This is a genomic window from Flagellimonas aurea (assembly GCF_017313785.1).
GTDB classification, from domain to species: Bacteria; Bacteroidota; Bacteroidia; order Flavobacteriales; family Flavobacteriaceae; genus Flagellimonas; species Flagellimonas aurea.
Genome location: NZ_JAFLNL010000017.1, coordinates 35343 through 51074 on the forward strand (window position 1 = coordinate 35343; position 15732 = coordinate 51074).

The following is a 15732-nucleotide window of genomic DNA, read 5'->3' on the forward strand; positions in this document are numbered from 1 at the left end:
GATGATAAAAGTAGTACTTTTGTGTGCTTCATCAAATCATTGGTGTTGTTTTTTGCGAAAATATCACAAATAACCATTTTTTATTGCTGAATGAAAATTTTCTCTGCAGATCAAATCTATCAAGCTGATAAATCCACAATACAAAAAGAACAGATAAAGAGCGAAGAACTCATGGAAAGGGCGGCCGCCCAGTTGTTCGAATGGCTCCATTCCCGTTTACGGGGTACCCAAGTGAGTATTCAACTGTTCTGCGGCATCGGTAACAATGGGGGGGATGGAATGGCGTTGGCCAGAATGTTGAACGAACATGATTATTCCATTAAAGTGCATGTTGTGAATTACAGTGACAAGCGCTCAGAAGATTTCTTGTTGAACTTGGAACGGTTGAAGGACCTTAAGGTGTGGCCGGACTTTATCAATAAGGAAAGCGATTTGCCCGAAATTTCTCCAAATGATATTGTAGTGGATGCCATTTTTGGTATTGGACTGAACCGGGTTCCCGATGATTGGGTCGGAAAATTGATAGGACATATCAATGATTCTCGCGCATTTGTGCTGTCTGTGGATGTTCCTTCTGGTTTGCCTGTGGATAGAGCGCCATGGAATACTTCTTATGTGATACAGGCGAGTTATGTATTAAGTTTTCAATTACCCAAACTGGTTTTCTTTTTGCCGGAAACAGGGGTATATCTAAATCAATGGGAAGTACTCGATATTGGGTTGAACCAAGATTTTATTACCAATACCGAAGCAGATTTTGAATTGATCGGGCGACCCGAGGTATTGCCCATGTATCGCCCCAGGTTAAAGTTCTCCCACAAGGGAACCTACGGGCATTCGGTTATAGTTGGAGGAAGTTATGGCAAGATAGGAGCTGTGCAATTGGCAAGCAGTGCCTGTTTGAGTGTAGGAAGCGGATTGGTCAGCGCTTTTGTTCCAAAGTGCGGATATGATTCCTTGCAAACAGCAGTTCCCGAAGTGATGGTGCTCACCGGTTCCAGGGACAAGAATATTTCAAGGATAGAAATTCCTTTTGAACCATCGGTTGTGGGGATAGGAGTTGGTATTGGACAGGATGATGATACGATTGATGCTTTTTCTTCATTCTTAAAGAAGATTAAATCACCTATGGTCATCGATGCGGATGGGTTGAATATTTTATCACAAAACCCAGAAATGTTGAAAGATGTTCCTCAATTATCCGTGTTGACGCCCCATCCAAAGGAACTGGAACGGTTGATAGGACATTGGGATTCTGATTTTGAAAAGTTGGAAAAGGCCAAAGCATTTGCGCTGCAGCATAATTTGGTGATTGTGATCAAAGGCGCCCATACGATTACTATATATAATGGCAAAGGTTATGTGAACACTACCGGAAATCCCGGTATGGCAACTGCTGGAAGCGGTGATGTGCTAACGGGAATGATAACCGGTCTTATGGCACAGGGATATCCACCTATTGAGGCAGCGATATTTGGCGTTTATTTACACGGATTGGCAGGAGATGTGGGAGCTTCCAAAAAAGGATACGAAGCTTTAAAGGCCTCAATTTTGGTAGATAGTATTGGGGATGCCTATGCTGATTTGCTCCGTCAACCAGAAATGGAACAGAATGAGGGCAATTAGGATTTTTTGTCCCCTATATTGATCTTAAGTCTTTTTTGGACCCATGCCAGGGCGTTATCAAACTCAATAAAGAATTCCATGGGCTTTTTATAGAACATTTTTTCAATATTGAAGTTATGCATGTCTATCTCCTTTTTGGAAACTATGGCAAAGGCCTTTAGGTTATCAAGACCTCTAAGGTAGTTGTAAACGGTGGGGTCGATTGCGTAGGAGTTTTTTCTTAAGCTGATATAGCCAAAATCTCGGTCTCTAAAGTGAATCTCTGATATTCCGATGATTTGATATGTTCTTTCCAATGTAATTGTGGCGCCCTCGTTGAAGGAAGCAACCATGTAATTTTGATAAACCTGTACGGTCCCTACCTCCAGCTGGTACTCGCGTACCACCACGGTCTTCTTTTTAGAAGTTATTTTCATCCCCAAGTGTAATTATAGTGTCTCGTCTACGAAATTAGAGGGGAGGGAAGGCTGGTGGAAAAATAATAGATTAAACGCTAAAATATCTTATGTATGGTACATCCCAGACATAAAACATGGTTTAGCACAATCTTTGACTGTTTTAAAACACTATCTTAAAAACCTTTTTTTTAGCGTAATATTTTAAGATTTGGCTTAAAGGTCTTCTGGTGGATTTGTGATCAAAAACTTTGTCCTGTCCCAGAATAGTTTTGCGGTCAGGTGTTTTGGTTCGGTGAAATCGGCTAATAGCAATAAATTTCTCTTGAACTGTTCAAACTCACTTTTGTTCGTTGTGTTGGCGTCAATAGGGTAGTAAGCCATCCCCCAATTAGGGAAGCTTCTTTCCACATCGTCATCTTCGGAAAACATATGTACGTTCTTGTGGCGTTCGTCCAACTTTATTTTCTCGTAAAGGTCAAGGACTTTTGTCTTTTCCCCTTCGAGAACTTGGATAAATCCACCCATGTAGTAAATAAGGCAACCTGTTATATTGTCGCGTTTGTTGTTGTTTCGGGATTGCTCCAATAGAAGGCCCATCTCATGGCTGTCCATTGGGTTTACGATTTCCGATTCGTAGGTTAGTGTATAGGTCATTGATTAGTCGCGAATAAATTCCAAACATAATTTTTTACTCGGCAATGGGCAAGCGGTTTGACCGAATTATGATTTTTTTGACATAGACACGGATTGTGGTGGGTTTGTATGTGTTATATGGTCGGTTATAGTGTATGGATGGGGTGGATTGAACATAAAAAAAGCCGGCTATTGCCGGCTTATCCTTAATTTATCACAATGATTATTTTTCAGCTTCTGGAGATTTTTCAGCTTTTTTAATTTTGATGGTAAGCTCTTCTTTGCTCTCATCCAAGTCCATAAAAATACTGTCACCTTCCTCCAGTTTGGAATTCACGATTTCCTCTGCCAATGAATCCTCGATATACTTTTGGATTGCTCTCTTTAGGGGCCTTGCTCCGTATTGCTTGTCAAAACCTTTGTCGGCAATATAGTCCTTGGCCTTGTCGGATAGATTTAAATCGTAACCGATTTCCTTGATTCTTTTGTAGAGCTTGTTCAGTTCTATATCAATGATTTTGTGGATATCCTCTCTTTCCAAGGCATTGAAAACGACTACGTCGTCTATCCTGTTCAAGAATTCCGGTGCAAATGCTTTTTTCAAGGCATTTTCGATGACGCTTTTCTGGTGGTCGTCGGCCTGTGCCTTTTTTGCTGCGGTGCCAAAACCGACACCTTGTCCAAAATCCTTCAATTGTCTTGCACCGATATTGGAAGTCATAATGATTATAGAATTCCTAAAGTCGATTTTACGCCCAAGGCTATCGGTAAGGAAACCATCATCCAATACTTGAAGCAACATATTGAATACATCGGGATGAGCTTTCTCCACTTCATCCAATAAAATCACAGAGTAAGGTTTGCGGCGGACTTTTTCGGTCAGCTGTCCACCTTCTTCATAACCCACGTATCCGGGAGGTGCACCTACCAATCTTGAAATGGCGAATTTCTCCATGTATTCGCTCATGTCGATTCGGATCAAGGCATCTTCGGAATCAAATAGCTCCTTGGCCAAAATTTTTGCCAATTGGGTTTTTCCAACTCCAGTTTGGCCCAAGAAAATGAATGAGCCAATGGGTTTGTTCGGGTCTTTAAGTCCGGCACGGTTACGTTGGATTGCCCTTGCTACCTTGGATACGGCTTCATCTTGACCGATTACAAATCCTTTGATAAGATTGGGCAGTTCGGCCAATTTGTTGCTTTCGGTCTGTGCTATTCTGTTAACAGGGATGCCACTCATCATGGAAACCACATCGGCAACATTGTCCTCTGATACGGTTTCTCTATGAAGTTTACTTTCTTCTTCCCAGCGTTCTTGAGCGGTTGCCAAATCTTTTTCCAAACGTTTTTCATCGTCTCTTAGCTTGGCGGCCTCTTCGTATTTCTGTTTTTTGACAACGCTGTTTTTGAGTTCTCGAACATCTTCGAGCTGGCTTTCCAGTTCCAAGATCTGTTTGGGAACATCCATGTTGACGATGTGTACTCTTGACCCAGCTTCATCCAAGGCGTCAATGGCCTTGTCTGGAAGAAAACGATCCGTCATGTAACGGTTGGTCAATTTTACACAGGCTAAAATTGCCTCGTCCGTATAATTAACATTGTGGTGCTCTTCGTACTTGCCCTTAATGTTCATCAATATTTCGATGGTCTCTTCCACGGTAGTGGGTTCTACCATTACCTTTTGGAAGCGACGCTCCAAGGCACCGTCTTTTTCTATGTATTGTCTGTACTCATCCAGCGTTGTGGCTCCGATACATTGAATTTCACCTCTTGCCAAGGCGGGTTTGAACATATTGGAGGCATCCAAGCTTCCGGTTGCTCCACCTGCGCCAACAATAGTGTGTATCTCATCAATGAACAAGATGATATCATCGTTCTTTTCCAGCTCGTTCATTACAGCTTTCATGCGCTCCTCGAACTGGCCACGATATTTTGTACCGGCCACCAAAGAGGCAAGATCCAGAGTCACCACTCGTTTATTGTAAAGTATTCGGGAAACCTTTTTGTTGATAATACGCAATGCCAGACCTTCGGCAATGGCGCTTTTACCAACTCCTGGCTCACCAATAAGCAGTGGATTGTTTTTTTTACGTCTGCTCAATATTTGGGAAACGCGCTCAATTTCCTTTTCCCTTCCCACAACGGGGTCCAATTTGTTATCCTCGGCCAAACGGGTAAGGTCGCGTCCAAAATTGTCTAGAACAGGGGTCTTGGATTTTTTGTTTCCTTTTTGTGCAGCGCTTCCGGAACCGAAAGAACCTTCTTTACTATCTCCCATATCATCTGTGTCCCCTGGAAAAGATTCCGCTTGTGGGGTGTCTATGTAGTCATCGTCACTGGTGATCATGGATTTGAACTGTTCCTTGACATTGTCGTAGTCCACTTTCAGTTTGTGCAACAACTTGGTTGTTGGATCATTCTCGTTTCTTAGGATGCAAAGCAACAGGTGTGCGGTGTTTATAGAAGAACTCTGGAATAGCTTTGCTTCCAAAAAGGTTGTCTTCAATGCTCTTTCCGCTTGGCGGGTCAAATGAAGATTTTTCTTGTCCTTCTGCATCGTTCCTGTATTTGGATTCGCGGGGCTAAGGATTTCCACCTTTCTACGTAGGTGGTCCAAATCCACATCGAGTGCATCCAATATATTTATGGCTTTGCCATTTCCGTCTCTTAAAAGACCTAGCATAAGGTGCTCCGTGCCAATAAAATCATGGCCCAGTCTAAGGGCTTCTTCCTTGCTGTATGCTATAACGTCCTTTACGCGGGGGGAAAAATTGTCGTCCATACGTTTCTTTTTCAGCAATTAAAATTAATAAAAGTATTGTTATGGTGGTCAAATACCGTACCCTAATTCGATAAAGTAGTGGTAAATGTCGGAATAATTCATGTTTTCCGGGTATTTAACAAAGCTTTATTATCGCATTGTTGATAATACCTGTAATGTTGATAATTTTTTTAATAAAGTATTCGCAAAGGGTTATAAAGGCTGCTATTTTCTGTATATTGCCATGATAATTTAACCACAAAAAATCTATAATAAATAAGCATGGCGGAAGGAGAAAAGTTAATTCCCATTAATATTGAGGATGAGATGAAATCTGCCTACATTGATTATTCAATGTCGGTCATTGTGTCACGTGCCCTGCCAGATGTTCGTGATGGTTTAAAGCCTGTTCACCGTAGAGTGCTCTACGGAATGCACGATTTGGGTGTCAGGTCCAATAGTTCGCATAAAAAGTCCGCCCGTATCGTGGGTGAGGTTTTGGGTAAGTATCACCCACATGGTGATTCTTCCGTATATGATACCATGGTGCGTATGGCCCAGGAGTGGAGCCTTAGGTACATGTTGGTGGATGGTCAAGGTAACTTTGGTTCTGTGGATGGCGATAGCCCGGCGGCTATGCGTTATACCGAGGCCAAAATGCGCAAGATCGCAGAGGAGATGTTGGCCGATATCGATAAGGATACGGTGGATCATCAACTCAATTTTGATGATACCATTCAGGAACCTACCGTATTGCCGACCCGTATCCCCAATTTATTGGTGAACGGAGCCTCTGGTATTGCTGTGGGTATGGCTACCAATATGCCTCCACACAACCTATGTGAGGTTGTGGATGGTACCGTAGCCTATATTGATAATCATGATATTGAAATAGATGAGCTTATAACGCACATTAAGGCACCCGATTTCCCTACGGGGGGAATCATTTATGGCTATGATGGCGTAAAAGAAGCCTTTCATACAGGACGCGGCCGTGTTGTGATGCGTGCCAAGGCCACTATAGAAGAAGTTCAGGGGAAAGAAAGTATCGTTGTTACCGAAATCCCCTATCAAGTAAACAAGGCGGACATGATCAAGAAGACCGCCGACCTTGTGAACGAAAAGAAGATAGAAGGTATATCTACTATTAGGGATGAGTCCGATAGAAACGGGATGCGTATCGTTTACATTTTGAAGCGTGATGCAATTCCGAACATTGTGCTTAACATGTTGTACAAGTACACCGCACTTCAATCCTCTTTTAGTGTCAACAATATTGCGCTTGTCAATGGTAGGCCGGAATTGTTGAACCTTAAGGATATTATCCACCATTTTGTGGAGCACAGGCACGAGGTTGTGGTTCGTAGAACCAGGTTCGAGCTAAAAAAAGCTGAGGACCGTGCCCATATCTTGGAGGGACTTATCATAGCTTCCGATAATATTGATGAGGTAATCGCGATCATTAGAGGTTCTTCCAATGTTGAGGAGGCGCGTAACAAATTGATGGAGCGCTTCAAATTGACCGAGGTTCAGGCCAAGGCAATTGTTGAAATGCGTTTGCGTCAGCTTACCGGACTGGAGCAGGACAAATTGCGTGAAGAACATGCGGAACTTTTGAAGACTATCGAAGATTTGAAGGATATTCTTGAAAAGAAGGAGCGTAGAATGCAAATCATCAAAGATGAGCTTCTTGAAGTAAAGGAGAAGTACGGTGACGATAGAAGGTCCGAAATTAACTACGCGGGCGGTGATTTGAGCATCGAGGATATGATTCCGGATGAACAAGTGGTGATTACCATTTCACATGCCGGCTATATCAAAAGAACATCGCTTACCGAGTACAAGACGCAGAACAGGGGAGGAGTTGGTCAAAAAGCATCTTCTACCCGAAATGAAGATTTCTTGGAGCACCTATTTGTGGGTACCAACCATCAATACATGTTGTTCTTTACCCAAAATGGAAAATGTTTCTGGATGCGTGTGTTCGAAATTCCGGAGGGAAGTAGAACATCTAAAGGTAGAGCAATCCAAAACCTGATCAATATAGAACAGGATGATAAGGTCAAGGCCTTTATCTGTACCCAAGACCTTAAGGACGAAGACTATGTGAACAGTCACTATGTCATTATGGCAACCAAAAAGGGAACGGTCAAGAAAACTTCCTTGGAACAATATTCCAGACCACGTCAAAATGGTATCAATGCGATTACGGTAAAAGACGGGGATGAGCTTTTAGAGGCTAAGTTGACCACAGGAACCAGTCAAATATTCCTTGGGCTCAAATCTGGTAAAGCCATTCGTTTTGAAGAATCCAAGACACGACCGATGGGAAGAAATGCTTCTGGTGTTAGAGGTGTAACCCTGGCCGATGACAATGATGAGGTCGTAGGCATGGTTTCCGTTCATAATTTTGAAGACAACATTCTTGTAGTATCTGAAAGAGGGTATGGCAAACGTTCCAATATTGAAGATTACAGGATAACCAATAGGGGAGGAAAGGGTGTCAAAACCATTTCCATTACCGAGAAAACAGGAGGTCTTGTAGCTATCAAAAACGTTACCGATACCGATGATTTAATGATCATCAACAAGTCGGGAATCGCCATCCGAATGGGAGTTGAAAATCTTAGGGTCATGGGAAGGGCCACACAAGGGGTTCGCCTGATCAACCTTAAGGATAGTGATTCAATAGCTGCCGTTGCAAAAGTGATGAAAGAGGACGACCCAGTGGACGAAGATGATATCTTGGATATCGAGGTCAAAGGGGAAGATGGCACGGCTATTGATGATACTACGGACGAAAAAGAATAATTAGTATATTAAGTAATAATCGATAAACACTAAATAATTTCAATTTTAAACATGAGAACAAGAATATTAATGCTATTGGCCGTAGGGGTGTCTACAATAGGATTTGCCCAGAAGGATGAGATGAAGACGGCAGAAAAGGCTCTTAAGGATGGTGATGCTGCAGCCGCAAAAGCTGCTTTGGTAAGTGCATCTTCCACAATCGGTTCGGCCAAGGAGAAAGATCAGGCCGAGTATTATGCCCTTTTGGGAAATGCAAACTATGAGTTGGCCAAAAAAGGCGAGGTTTCCGCATTTCAAGAAGCCGTTGATGCATACAACAAAGTAGTTGAAATAGAAGAAGCGGACGGAAAATCCAAATACACTTCTGTTGCACAAGAAAAAATGAGCCAAATGACGGCTGATTTGGTAAACTCTGCCGTTGAGGACAACAATAACAAAAAGTTCGGTGACGCAGCAGAGAAATTGTATATGGGCTACAAACTAAGCCCTAAAGATACCGTGTATCTATACTATGCAGCCAGTAGTGCTGTAAACGGTCAGAATTATGAAGAAGCCTTAAAATATTACAAAGAGCTTAAAGATTTGGGTTACAATGGTGAGTCTACAACATATACTGCTGTAAACGTTGAGTCCGGTGAAACTGAAACCATGGACAAGGCAACCCGTGACCTTTATGTAAAAGCAGGTACGCACAAAGATCCTAAAGAGGAAGTCAGCCCATCCAAAAAACCGGAAATCGTTAAGAACATCGCTTTGATCTACCAACAAATGGGAGAGAACGAAAAAGCAATTGAAGCGTATGCTGATGCAAGAGCTGAAAACCCAGAAGATGTAAATCTAGTTTTGGGTGAAGCTAACCTATACTATGCCATCGGGGATAAGGACAAATTCAAGGAATTGATGGGGCAAGCCTCTGCTATGGCTCCCGACAATGCCGATTTACTGTACAATATCGGTGTAATCAATATGGAGCAAGGAAACTTGCAAGATGCAAGGGATGCTTACAAGAAAGCGTTGGCCATTGATCCAGGTTATATCAATGCACTATTGAACCTTTCCACTACATACGTGAACGAAGGTAATGGTCTTATTGATGAAATGAACGCATTGGGAACCTCCAAGGCCGATATCGCCAAGTACGATGAGCTTAAGGAGAAAAAAGATAGTTTGTTCAAAGAAGGAGCTGCTGTTTTGGAGGATGCTTTGCAATCAAACCCAGATAACGAAAGCATCTTGACCCAGTTGAAAAATATTTATGGAGCTTTGGGAGACAATGAAAACTTCATGAGAATCAAAAAGCTTTTGGGGGAGTAATCACTTTCGCATCCTATAAAAAATGAGCCCCGATAATTCGGGGCTTTTTTTATATCACTTTTTTGATGACCCGTAATTGATGGGTGTACAGTTTTTCTTCGGAATTGAATATGCCCGTATGGTCTATTCTGTCAATTCGCACGTGGCCGTTTACATGGATGATGTAATTATCCTTTAGAATGATGCCGACATGGTCTATAACACCCTCGTTATCATCAAAAAAAGCCAAGTCGCCAGGTTCGCTTTCTTCAATAAAACTCAATGCTTCTCCTTGCTTGGACTGACCTTCCGCTGTACGTTCCAACATATGGCCATTTATTTTATATACCATTTGTGTAAAGCCGGAACAGTCGATTCCGAATGGAGTTTTTCCTCCAGCTAAATATGGTGCTTTAAGGTACATGACAGCGATATCCACCAAGCTTTCCTTTGGATTTTGATCCATGCATACATTTCCTTCAAAAGTATGGTTGAGCAGGGTAGAGGAATTTATCATAGAGCCCAAAAGGATGGGCAATAGCATGCCATCGTTGGTGCAGATATGTGAAATAATGTCAGAGGATATCTTTTGTGAAACCTGGTTGTCTATTTGGTCATAGACCTCCTCGGCGATAAATCGAAATTGGTTATTGGGAATCCAACCTTCAAATTTGTCATAAGCCGACCTGATCTTGCTCCATTTTTTCCTGCTCTCCAAAACTTTAAAATGCTCCCCGTATAATAATTGGGAAGACATTTCGGCACAATCGTCCGGATTTGTTCTAATGGGAACAATACTTAGAGGACAAATTCCATATTGCATTTACTGTACAGATTGAATCACTAATTTCTTTCCAAAACAATGGATGATGCTCCACCACCGCCATTACAAATGGCCGCAGCTCCTAATTTGGCATTGTTTTGCTCCAATATATTCAAGAGGGTGATGGTAATCCTTGCTCCTGAGCAACCCAATGGATGTCCCAAGGAAACCGCACCACCGTTAACGTTTACATTTGAATCATTAAGGCCAAGGATTTTCATATTGGCCAGACCCACTACCGAAAACGCTTCGTTGAACTCAAAATAATCAATATCCTCGATGGATACCCCTGCACGGTCCAACGCTTTTGGAAGCGCCTTTGCCGGGGCGGTCGTGAACCATTCTGGCTCATGTGCGGCATCGGCATATCCTTTAATGGTCGCCAAAGGTGTCAAACCAAGTTCTTTAGCTTTCTCTTCGCTCATTAAAACAACTGCAGCAGCACCATCATTAATGGTTGAGGCGTTGGCTGCGGTCACCGTACCATCTTTGGAAAATGCGGGCCTTAAGGACGCTACCTTCTCCAACTTTACATTTTTATACTCTTCGTCCTCGCTTACCACAATGGGTTCGCCTCTTCGTTGGGGAACCTCTACAGGAACAACTTCATTATCAAACTTTCCACTTTTCCATGCTTCTGCAGACCTTTTGTAGGACTGTATGGCGTAGGCATCCTGGTCTTCCCTGCTAAATTTATATTCGGTTGCACATGCATCGGCACAAACTCCCATGGCATTTTGATCATAAGCATCCACTAGGCCGTCTTTCTGCATACCATCCACCAAAGTAGCGGGGCCGAACTTGGTTCCACTTCTCATGTAGGCGTAATGGGGAATGAGGCTCATGTTTTCCATGCCTCCGGCAACAACAATCGAGTTTTCGCCCAAGGCGATGGATTGTGCCCCTTGCATAATCGTTTTCATTCCGGAAGAACATACTTTGTTCACTGTGGTGCAGGGCACGGTATTGGGTATTCCGGCAAATATTGCAGCCTGTCTGGCGGGTGCCTGTCCGGTACCTGCTTGTACCACATTTCCCATCAAAACTTCTTCTACAAGTTCGGGCTTAAGGCCTATTTTATCCAACGCTCCCTTAATGGCAACGGCACCTAATTTGGGTGCGGGAACAGAGGACAAAGCTCCCATAAAACTTCCTATCGGTGTTCTTGCTGCGGAAACGATTACTACTTTTTTCATATGTGCATTTTTACTCCTGCGAAAATACTAAATTTAAATGCAAACCGATAAGGAGCTGGGGCAACTCACTTCTTATATATTAATTTTCTATTTTTGAAGCTAACAGTTTTACGGAATGGGAAAAACTTTGGATAATGTATATAAACACCAATCACTGGTCTACAAGTATTTCCTGTATGTAGTATCGGTGGCACTCATTGTTTTTTTCTTTCCAAAAGGAGGCAAGTTTAAGTATGAGTTCCAGAAAGGAAAACCTTGGCAATATGAAAACCTATATGCCCCAATAGATTTTTCCATACAAAAGACTCAAGAGGAAATACAGGAGGAACAGTCTTCCATTAGAGCCAACAAAACAGATTATTATACCTACAATGCGTCCTTGATTTCTGATGTAAAGCAAGAAGTACGGGAAGGATTAAATGCACTTCTGCAATCGGGAAACTACACCTCTTCGGAACGACAATCCCTGAGAAACGCTTCTGAAGAAGTTATTGATGAAATATATGTTCGCGGTATTTTTCAAAACCTGCCACAATCAAAATCTACCGTGGTGGTCAAGAGCAATGAAGTACAGCCCATTTCTCCAAGTGATTATTTGAGCCTTGAACAGGCAAAAAAGAAGGTGACCGAGCTTTTCTCGGATGTGGGGGTAGATGGGGCGGAACGTGTTCTGCCTTTACTGAGGAGCAGTCTCAAGGCAAATCTTTTTTATGATGACACGCTTACGGAAAGTGCCTTGAACGAAGAACTTTCTAAAATATCCTACACACGAGGAGAGGTCGATCAGGGCCAATTGATTATTTCCAAAGGTGAAATTGTAGAGAGTGATGACTTTAAAATCCTTAATTCCCTTAAGGATGAATATGAGTCCGATCTGTGGATGGGTAGCAATTACTATTTCATTTTATTGGGATATACCATTTTGGTGGCTTTGGTGTTGATTATGTTGTTTTTGTTTTTAAAACGTTACAGGAACGAAATCTTTCAGAACAACAATAAGGTAACATTCATTTTCTTCAACATCTTATTAATGGTTGTCGCCACAACGATGATGGTCAAGCATTATGAGGATTTTATTTATATGGTTCCGTTGTGCATTCTACCATTGATCTTAAAAAACTTTTTTGATGCTAGATTAGGGCTTTTTGTACACGTACTAACGGTACTTATCCTTGGTTTTATAGTGCCCAATAGTTTTGAGTACATCTTTTTACAGATAATCACGGGTATAGTTACCATATTAACGGCCTCTGAGCTTTATAAGAGGGCGAACCTGTTTATTTCCGTAGGTCAGATAACCTTGATATATATTGTTGGTTATTTCGCTTTCCACGCGATACACGAAGGTAATATGGACAACATTGAATGGATATTATTCGGTGTGTTTGTTCTAAATGGGTTGCTGACGCTTTTTGCACAACCGTTGATATATATGTTCGAGAAAATTTTTGGACTTGTGTCCGACGTGTCCTTATTGGAGCTTTCCGACACCAACTCCAAATTGCTCAAAGAACTTTCGGACAAGGCGCCCGGAACTTTTCATCATTCTTTGCAAGTTGCAAACCTAGCAGAAGCAGCTGCCAACGAAATAGGGGCAAATGCCATGCTGGTAAGGGTAGGTGCACTTTATCATGATATTGGTAAAATGGAGCGACCTACTTACTTTACGGAGAATCAAATCACCAATGTTAACCCACATGATGACCTTCCTCCGAAGGAAAGCGCCAAAATCATTATTGACCACGTGATCAATGGGATAGAGATTGCCAGAAAAAATAAGCTGCCCGACAGGGTGATAGATTTTATAAGAACCCACCATGGAACAACATTGGTCTACTATTTCTATAAAAAACAGCAAGAGTTGGAACAGGATGTGGATAGGAGTGATTTTGAGTATCCGGGTCCCATACCTTTTTCCAAGGAAACAGCTATATTAATGATGTCCGATGCCGTTGAGGCAGCATCAAAAAGTTTGAAGAATCCTACATTTACCATTATTGATGAGTTCGTGGAGAAAATCGTAAAAGGTCAAATGCAGGCCAATCAATACTTGAACGCCAATATTACCCTAAAGGAGATTGAGATGGTGAAGAAAGTACTCAAACAAAAGCTTACAAATATTTATCATTTGCGTGTGGAATATCCTGAATAGCAGGGGTATTATAAAAGTTCCATTAAAAAAGTGAAAAAATAGTTGCGATCTTACATCTGAAAAGGTACATTTGCATCCGCATTTTTAGGGTGCACGTTCATAGAACATAATAGGAGAGGTGCCGGAGTGGTAACGGAGCAGATTGCTAATCTGTCAGCGCGTAAGTGCTGCCTGGGTTCGAGTCCCAGTCTCTCCGCTTTTTCCAAAATTTTCGGGGTGTAGCGTAGCCCGGTTATCGCGCCTGCTTTGGGAGCAGGAGGTCGCAGGTTCGAATCCTGCCACCCCGACAAATAGGGTATTAAATAAAATCATTTAATACGTAAATTAATGAAAACCAGTAAAATACATTTTTACTGGTTTTTTTTATTGCCATTTGAAGGCATATCCGTTAGTGTCCTATTTCGTGTCCTATTTTTTAGGAAAGAAATTCCTAAATTTACAGTTCACAGCCCGTATTTGACTTTCGAGGCGATTTGGCTTTCGTTCAAGGAAATGTTTAACCTAAACGAAAGTGATGACAACAACACACACATTCAATGTCCATTTTTGGTTGAAAAAAGCATCAATCAAAAGGGACGGAACTACTCCCATCTATGCACGTATCTGGATAGATAGTATGCCCGTTGATATTAGTGCCAAAGAATCCGTTTTGGAAAACAATTGGTGCGATAAGGCAAACCGCGTAAGGACAAGGGCAACAAATGCGAAGAGCATCAACGATGCCCTGGACGAAATAAACTCCAGCATCAAGAAAGCTTATAAACAGCTTAAGGACGAAGGTAGGCCCATTACGGCCCAGACGGTCAAATTGAGATATTTGGGAAAAGACAGGGCAATTTTGACCTGTAAGGACCTTATGCGCTACCATAGGGAAAACGAACTTAAAAAATTGGCTCCTGGAACCGCCAAAAACTATCGTGCTACGGAGAAATATGTTGACCGCTTTATTAAAAAGGAATTCAAGGTTGACGATGTTTACTTAGCGCAAATGGATTATTCCTTTATAGTCAATTTCGAGGACTACCTCCGCTGTTGCCCACCTTTGAGAAAATCCCAGCCATTGAACAACAACGGTATCATGAAGCATTTGGAGCGTTTACAGAAGTTTACAACATTGGCGTTGAAACACGGCTGGCTTAAAGCCGACCCATTCGCCCTGTACCAATTGAAGTACGAGGAATTTGATTGCCCCTTTTTAGAGCGGGACGAACTCGACACAATGACCAATCTATCGATATCACTTGAAAGTATGCGCTTGGTAAGGGATATATTCATTTTTTCATGCTATACAGGGCTATGCTATATAGAAGTAAAGAACCTAAGTAAAAATGATATTGTTACAGGTGTAGATGGGGAACAATGGATAATGGTCAGAAGGCAAAAGTCCAATACCCCCGTAAAGTTGCCTTTATTGGATGAAGCCAAGGAAATTCTGGAGAAATATGCCGATTATCCATGTGAAGAAAACGGCCATTCGCTTTTACGGGTATTCAGTGACCAAAAAATCAATCAATACCTAAAGAAAATAGCCAAGCTCTGTAAGATAGAGAAAAACCTAACTTTCCATGTAGCGCGACATACCTTTGCCACTACGATAGCCCTTTTGAACGATGTTCCCATAGAAACGGTCTCAAAAATGTTAGGCCACACAAAATTATCAACGACCCAAAAATATGCCAGGGTCATTGAAAAGAAAATCAGCAAGGACATGGCCCAATTGAAGGAAAAACTTAAGCGTTCAAGAAAGAAATTGGAATACAAGGCAACAGAATTCGACCATTTGAAAATAGTTTAAGTGTGAATATTCTGTACTACTATGAAAAAGAGAATGGTATATATTCATACAATATTCCCGAAAGCTAAACGTCGCAAAATATTTCTCGGAAAAGGGACGGCATAAAGCCACTTCTTTTCCCTCTGCCGTTTATATACTCTATTAAAAACCAAATAAAATCCTGAGTATTTCAATTCAATTGTCTTGGGTCATTACAAATATGGTTCATATCATATGGTTTTCGACTCTGGATTACACCATAGAC

The 15732-nt window shown here is 41.8% G+C and carries 10 protein-coding genes and 2 tRNA genes; 7 read left to right on the top strand and 5 right to left on the bottom strand.

Going from position 1 to position 15732, the window contains the following annotated elements; all coding sequences use genetic code 11:
* Window positions 1–90: 90 nt before the first annotated feature.
* Window positions 91–1626, top strand: a complete 1536-nt coding sequence (locus J0656_RS19240; RefSeq protein ID WP_207036786.1) for an NAD(P)H-hydrate dehydratase — start codon at window positions 91–93, stop codon at window positions 1624–1626.
* Here the strand turns inward: J0656_RS19240 and J0656_RS19245 are convergent.
* The 3 genes from J0656_RS19245 to J0656_RS19255 all read right to left on the bottom strand — a co-directional run bounded on the left by J0656_RS19245 (window position 1623) and on the right by J0656_RS19255 (window position 5439).
* Window positions 1623–2042 (bottom strand): STAS/SEC14 domain-containing protein, encoded by a 420-nt coding sequence (locus J0656_RS19245; protein WP_207036788.1) that lies wholly within the window; start codon window positions 2040–2042, stop codon window positions 1623–1625. The genes J0656_RS19240 and J0656_RS19245 overlap by 4 nt on opposite strands.
* A 195-nt stretch (window positions 2043–2237) precedes the next feature.
* Window positions 2238–2678: a BLUF domain-containing protein gene (locus tag J0656_RS19250; protein WP_207036790.1), complete on the bottom strand. Its 441-nt coding sequence runs from the start codon at window positions 2676–2678 to the stop codon at window positions 2238–2240.
* Between the two features lie 202 nt (window positions 2679–2880).
* Entirely contained in the window at window positions 2881–5439 is a 2559-nt protein-coding gene (locus J0656_RS19255) for an ATP-dependent Clp protease ATP-binding subunit (RefSeq protein ID WP_207036792.1), read from the bottom strand.
* A 261-nt stretch (window positions 5440–5700) separates the two neighbouring features.
* On the opposite strand from J0656_RS19255, the gene gyrA reads away from it, so the two are divergent.
* Both gyrA and J0656_RS19265 read left to right on the top strand, forming a co-directional pair.
* Complete coding sequence (gyrA, locus tag J0656_RS19260) at window positions 5701–8229, top strand: DNA gyrase subunit A (protein WP_207036794.1); 2529 nt, start codon at window positions 5701–5703, stop codon at window positions 8227–8229.
* Window positions 8230–8280: 51 nt separating this feature from the next.
* Complete coding sequence (locus J0656_RS19265) at window positions 8281–9543, top strand: tetratricopeptide repeat protein (RefSeq protein ID WP_207036796.1); 1263 nt, start codon at window positions 8281–8283, stop codon at window positions 9541–9543.
* A 49-nt stretch (window positions 9544–9592) separates the two neighbouring features.
* Here the strand turns inward: J0656_RS19265 and J0656_RS19270 are convergent, their stop codons facing one another.
* Window positions 9593–10345: a C40 family peptidase gene (locus J0656_RS19270; RefSeq protein ID WP_207036798.1), complete on the bottom strand. Its 753-nt coding sequence runs from the start codon at window positions 10343–10345 to the stop codon at window positions 9593–9595.
* 20 nt (window positions 10346–10365) lie between these two features.
* The gene (locus tag J0656_RS19275) at window positions 10366–11541 is read right to left on the bottom strand and encodes an acetyl-CoA C-acyltransferase (protein ID WP_207036800.1); all 1176 of its coding nucleotides are present in this window, start codon (window positions 11539–11541) and stop codon (window positions 10366–10368) included.
* Window positions 11542–11656: 115 nt separating this feature from the next.
* Here J0656_RS19275 and J0656_RS19280 point away from each other — a divergent pair, with 115 nt between their 5' ends.
* The 4 genes from J0656_RS19280 (at window position 11657) to J0656_RS19295 (ending at window position 15488) form a co-directional block, all read left to right on the top strand.
* Window positions 11657–13693, top strand: coding sequence for an HD family phosphohydrolase (locus J0656_RS19280; RefSeq protein ID WP_207036801.1), 2037 nt, complete (start codon window positions 11657–11659; stop codon window positions 13691–13693).
* Between the two features lie 112 nt (window positions 13694–13805).
* Window positions 13806–13889 (top strand) — tRNA-Ser (locus tag J0656_RS19285).
* Between the two features lie 16 nt (window positions 13890–13905).
* Window positions 13906–13980: transfer RNA gene (locus J0656_RS19290), tRNA-Pro, on the top strand.
* Between the two features lie 227 nt (window positions 13981–14207).
* Window positions 14208–15488, top strand: coding sequence for a site-specific integrase (locus J0656_RS19295; RefSeq protein ID WP_207036804.1), 1281 nt, complete (start codon window positions 14208–14210; stop codon window positions 15486–15488).
* The last annotated feature ends 244 nt before the right edge of the window (window positions 15489–15732 follow it).

What these genes read in the sequence shown, in the direction of transcription:
- J0656_RS19275 (WP_207036800.1), bottom strand. Translation starts at nt 11,541, where the DNA reads ATGAAAAAAGTAGTAATCGTTTCCGCAGCAAGAACACCGATAGGAAGT.
- J0656_RS19250 (WP_207036790.1), bottom strand. Translation starts at nt 2,678, where the DNA reads ATGACCTATACACTAACCTACGAATCGGAAATCGTAAACCCAATGGAC.
- J0656_RS19270 (WP_207036798.1), bottom strand. Translation starts at nt 10,345, where the DNA reads ATGCAATATGGAATTTGTCCTCTAAGTATTGTTCCCATTAGAACAAAT.
- J0656_RS19245 (WP_207036788.1), bottom strand. Translation starts at nt 2,042, where the DNA reads ATGAAAATAACTTCTAAAAAGAAGACCGTGGTGGTACGCGAGTACCAG.
- J0656_RS19295 (WP_207036804.1), top strand. Translation starts at nt 14,208, where the DNA reads ATGACAACAACACACACATTCAATGTCCATTTTTGGTTGAAAAAAGCA.
- J0656_RS19240 (WP_207036786.1), top strand. Translation starts at nt 91, where the DNA reads ATGAAAATTTTCTCTGCAGATCAAATCTATCAAGCTGATAAATCCACA.
- gyrA (WP_207036794.1), top strand. Translation starts at nt 5,701, where the DNA reads ATGGCGGAAGGAGAAAAGTTAATTCCCATTAATATTGAGGATGAGATG.
- J0656_RS19280 (WP_207036801.1), top strand. Translation starts at nt 11,657, where the DNA reads ATGGGAAAAACTTTGGATAATGTATATAAACACCAATCACTGGTCTAC.
- J0656_RS19265 (WP_207036796.1), top strand. Translation starts at nt 8,281, where the DNA reads ATGAGAACAAGAATATTAATGCTATTGGCCGTAGGGGTGTCTACAATA.
- J0656_RS19255 (WP_207036792.1), bottom strand. Translation starts at nt 5,439, where the DNA reads ATGGACGACAATTTTTCCCCCCGCGTAAAGGACGTTATAGCATACAGC.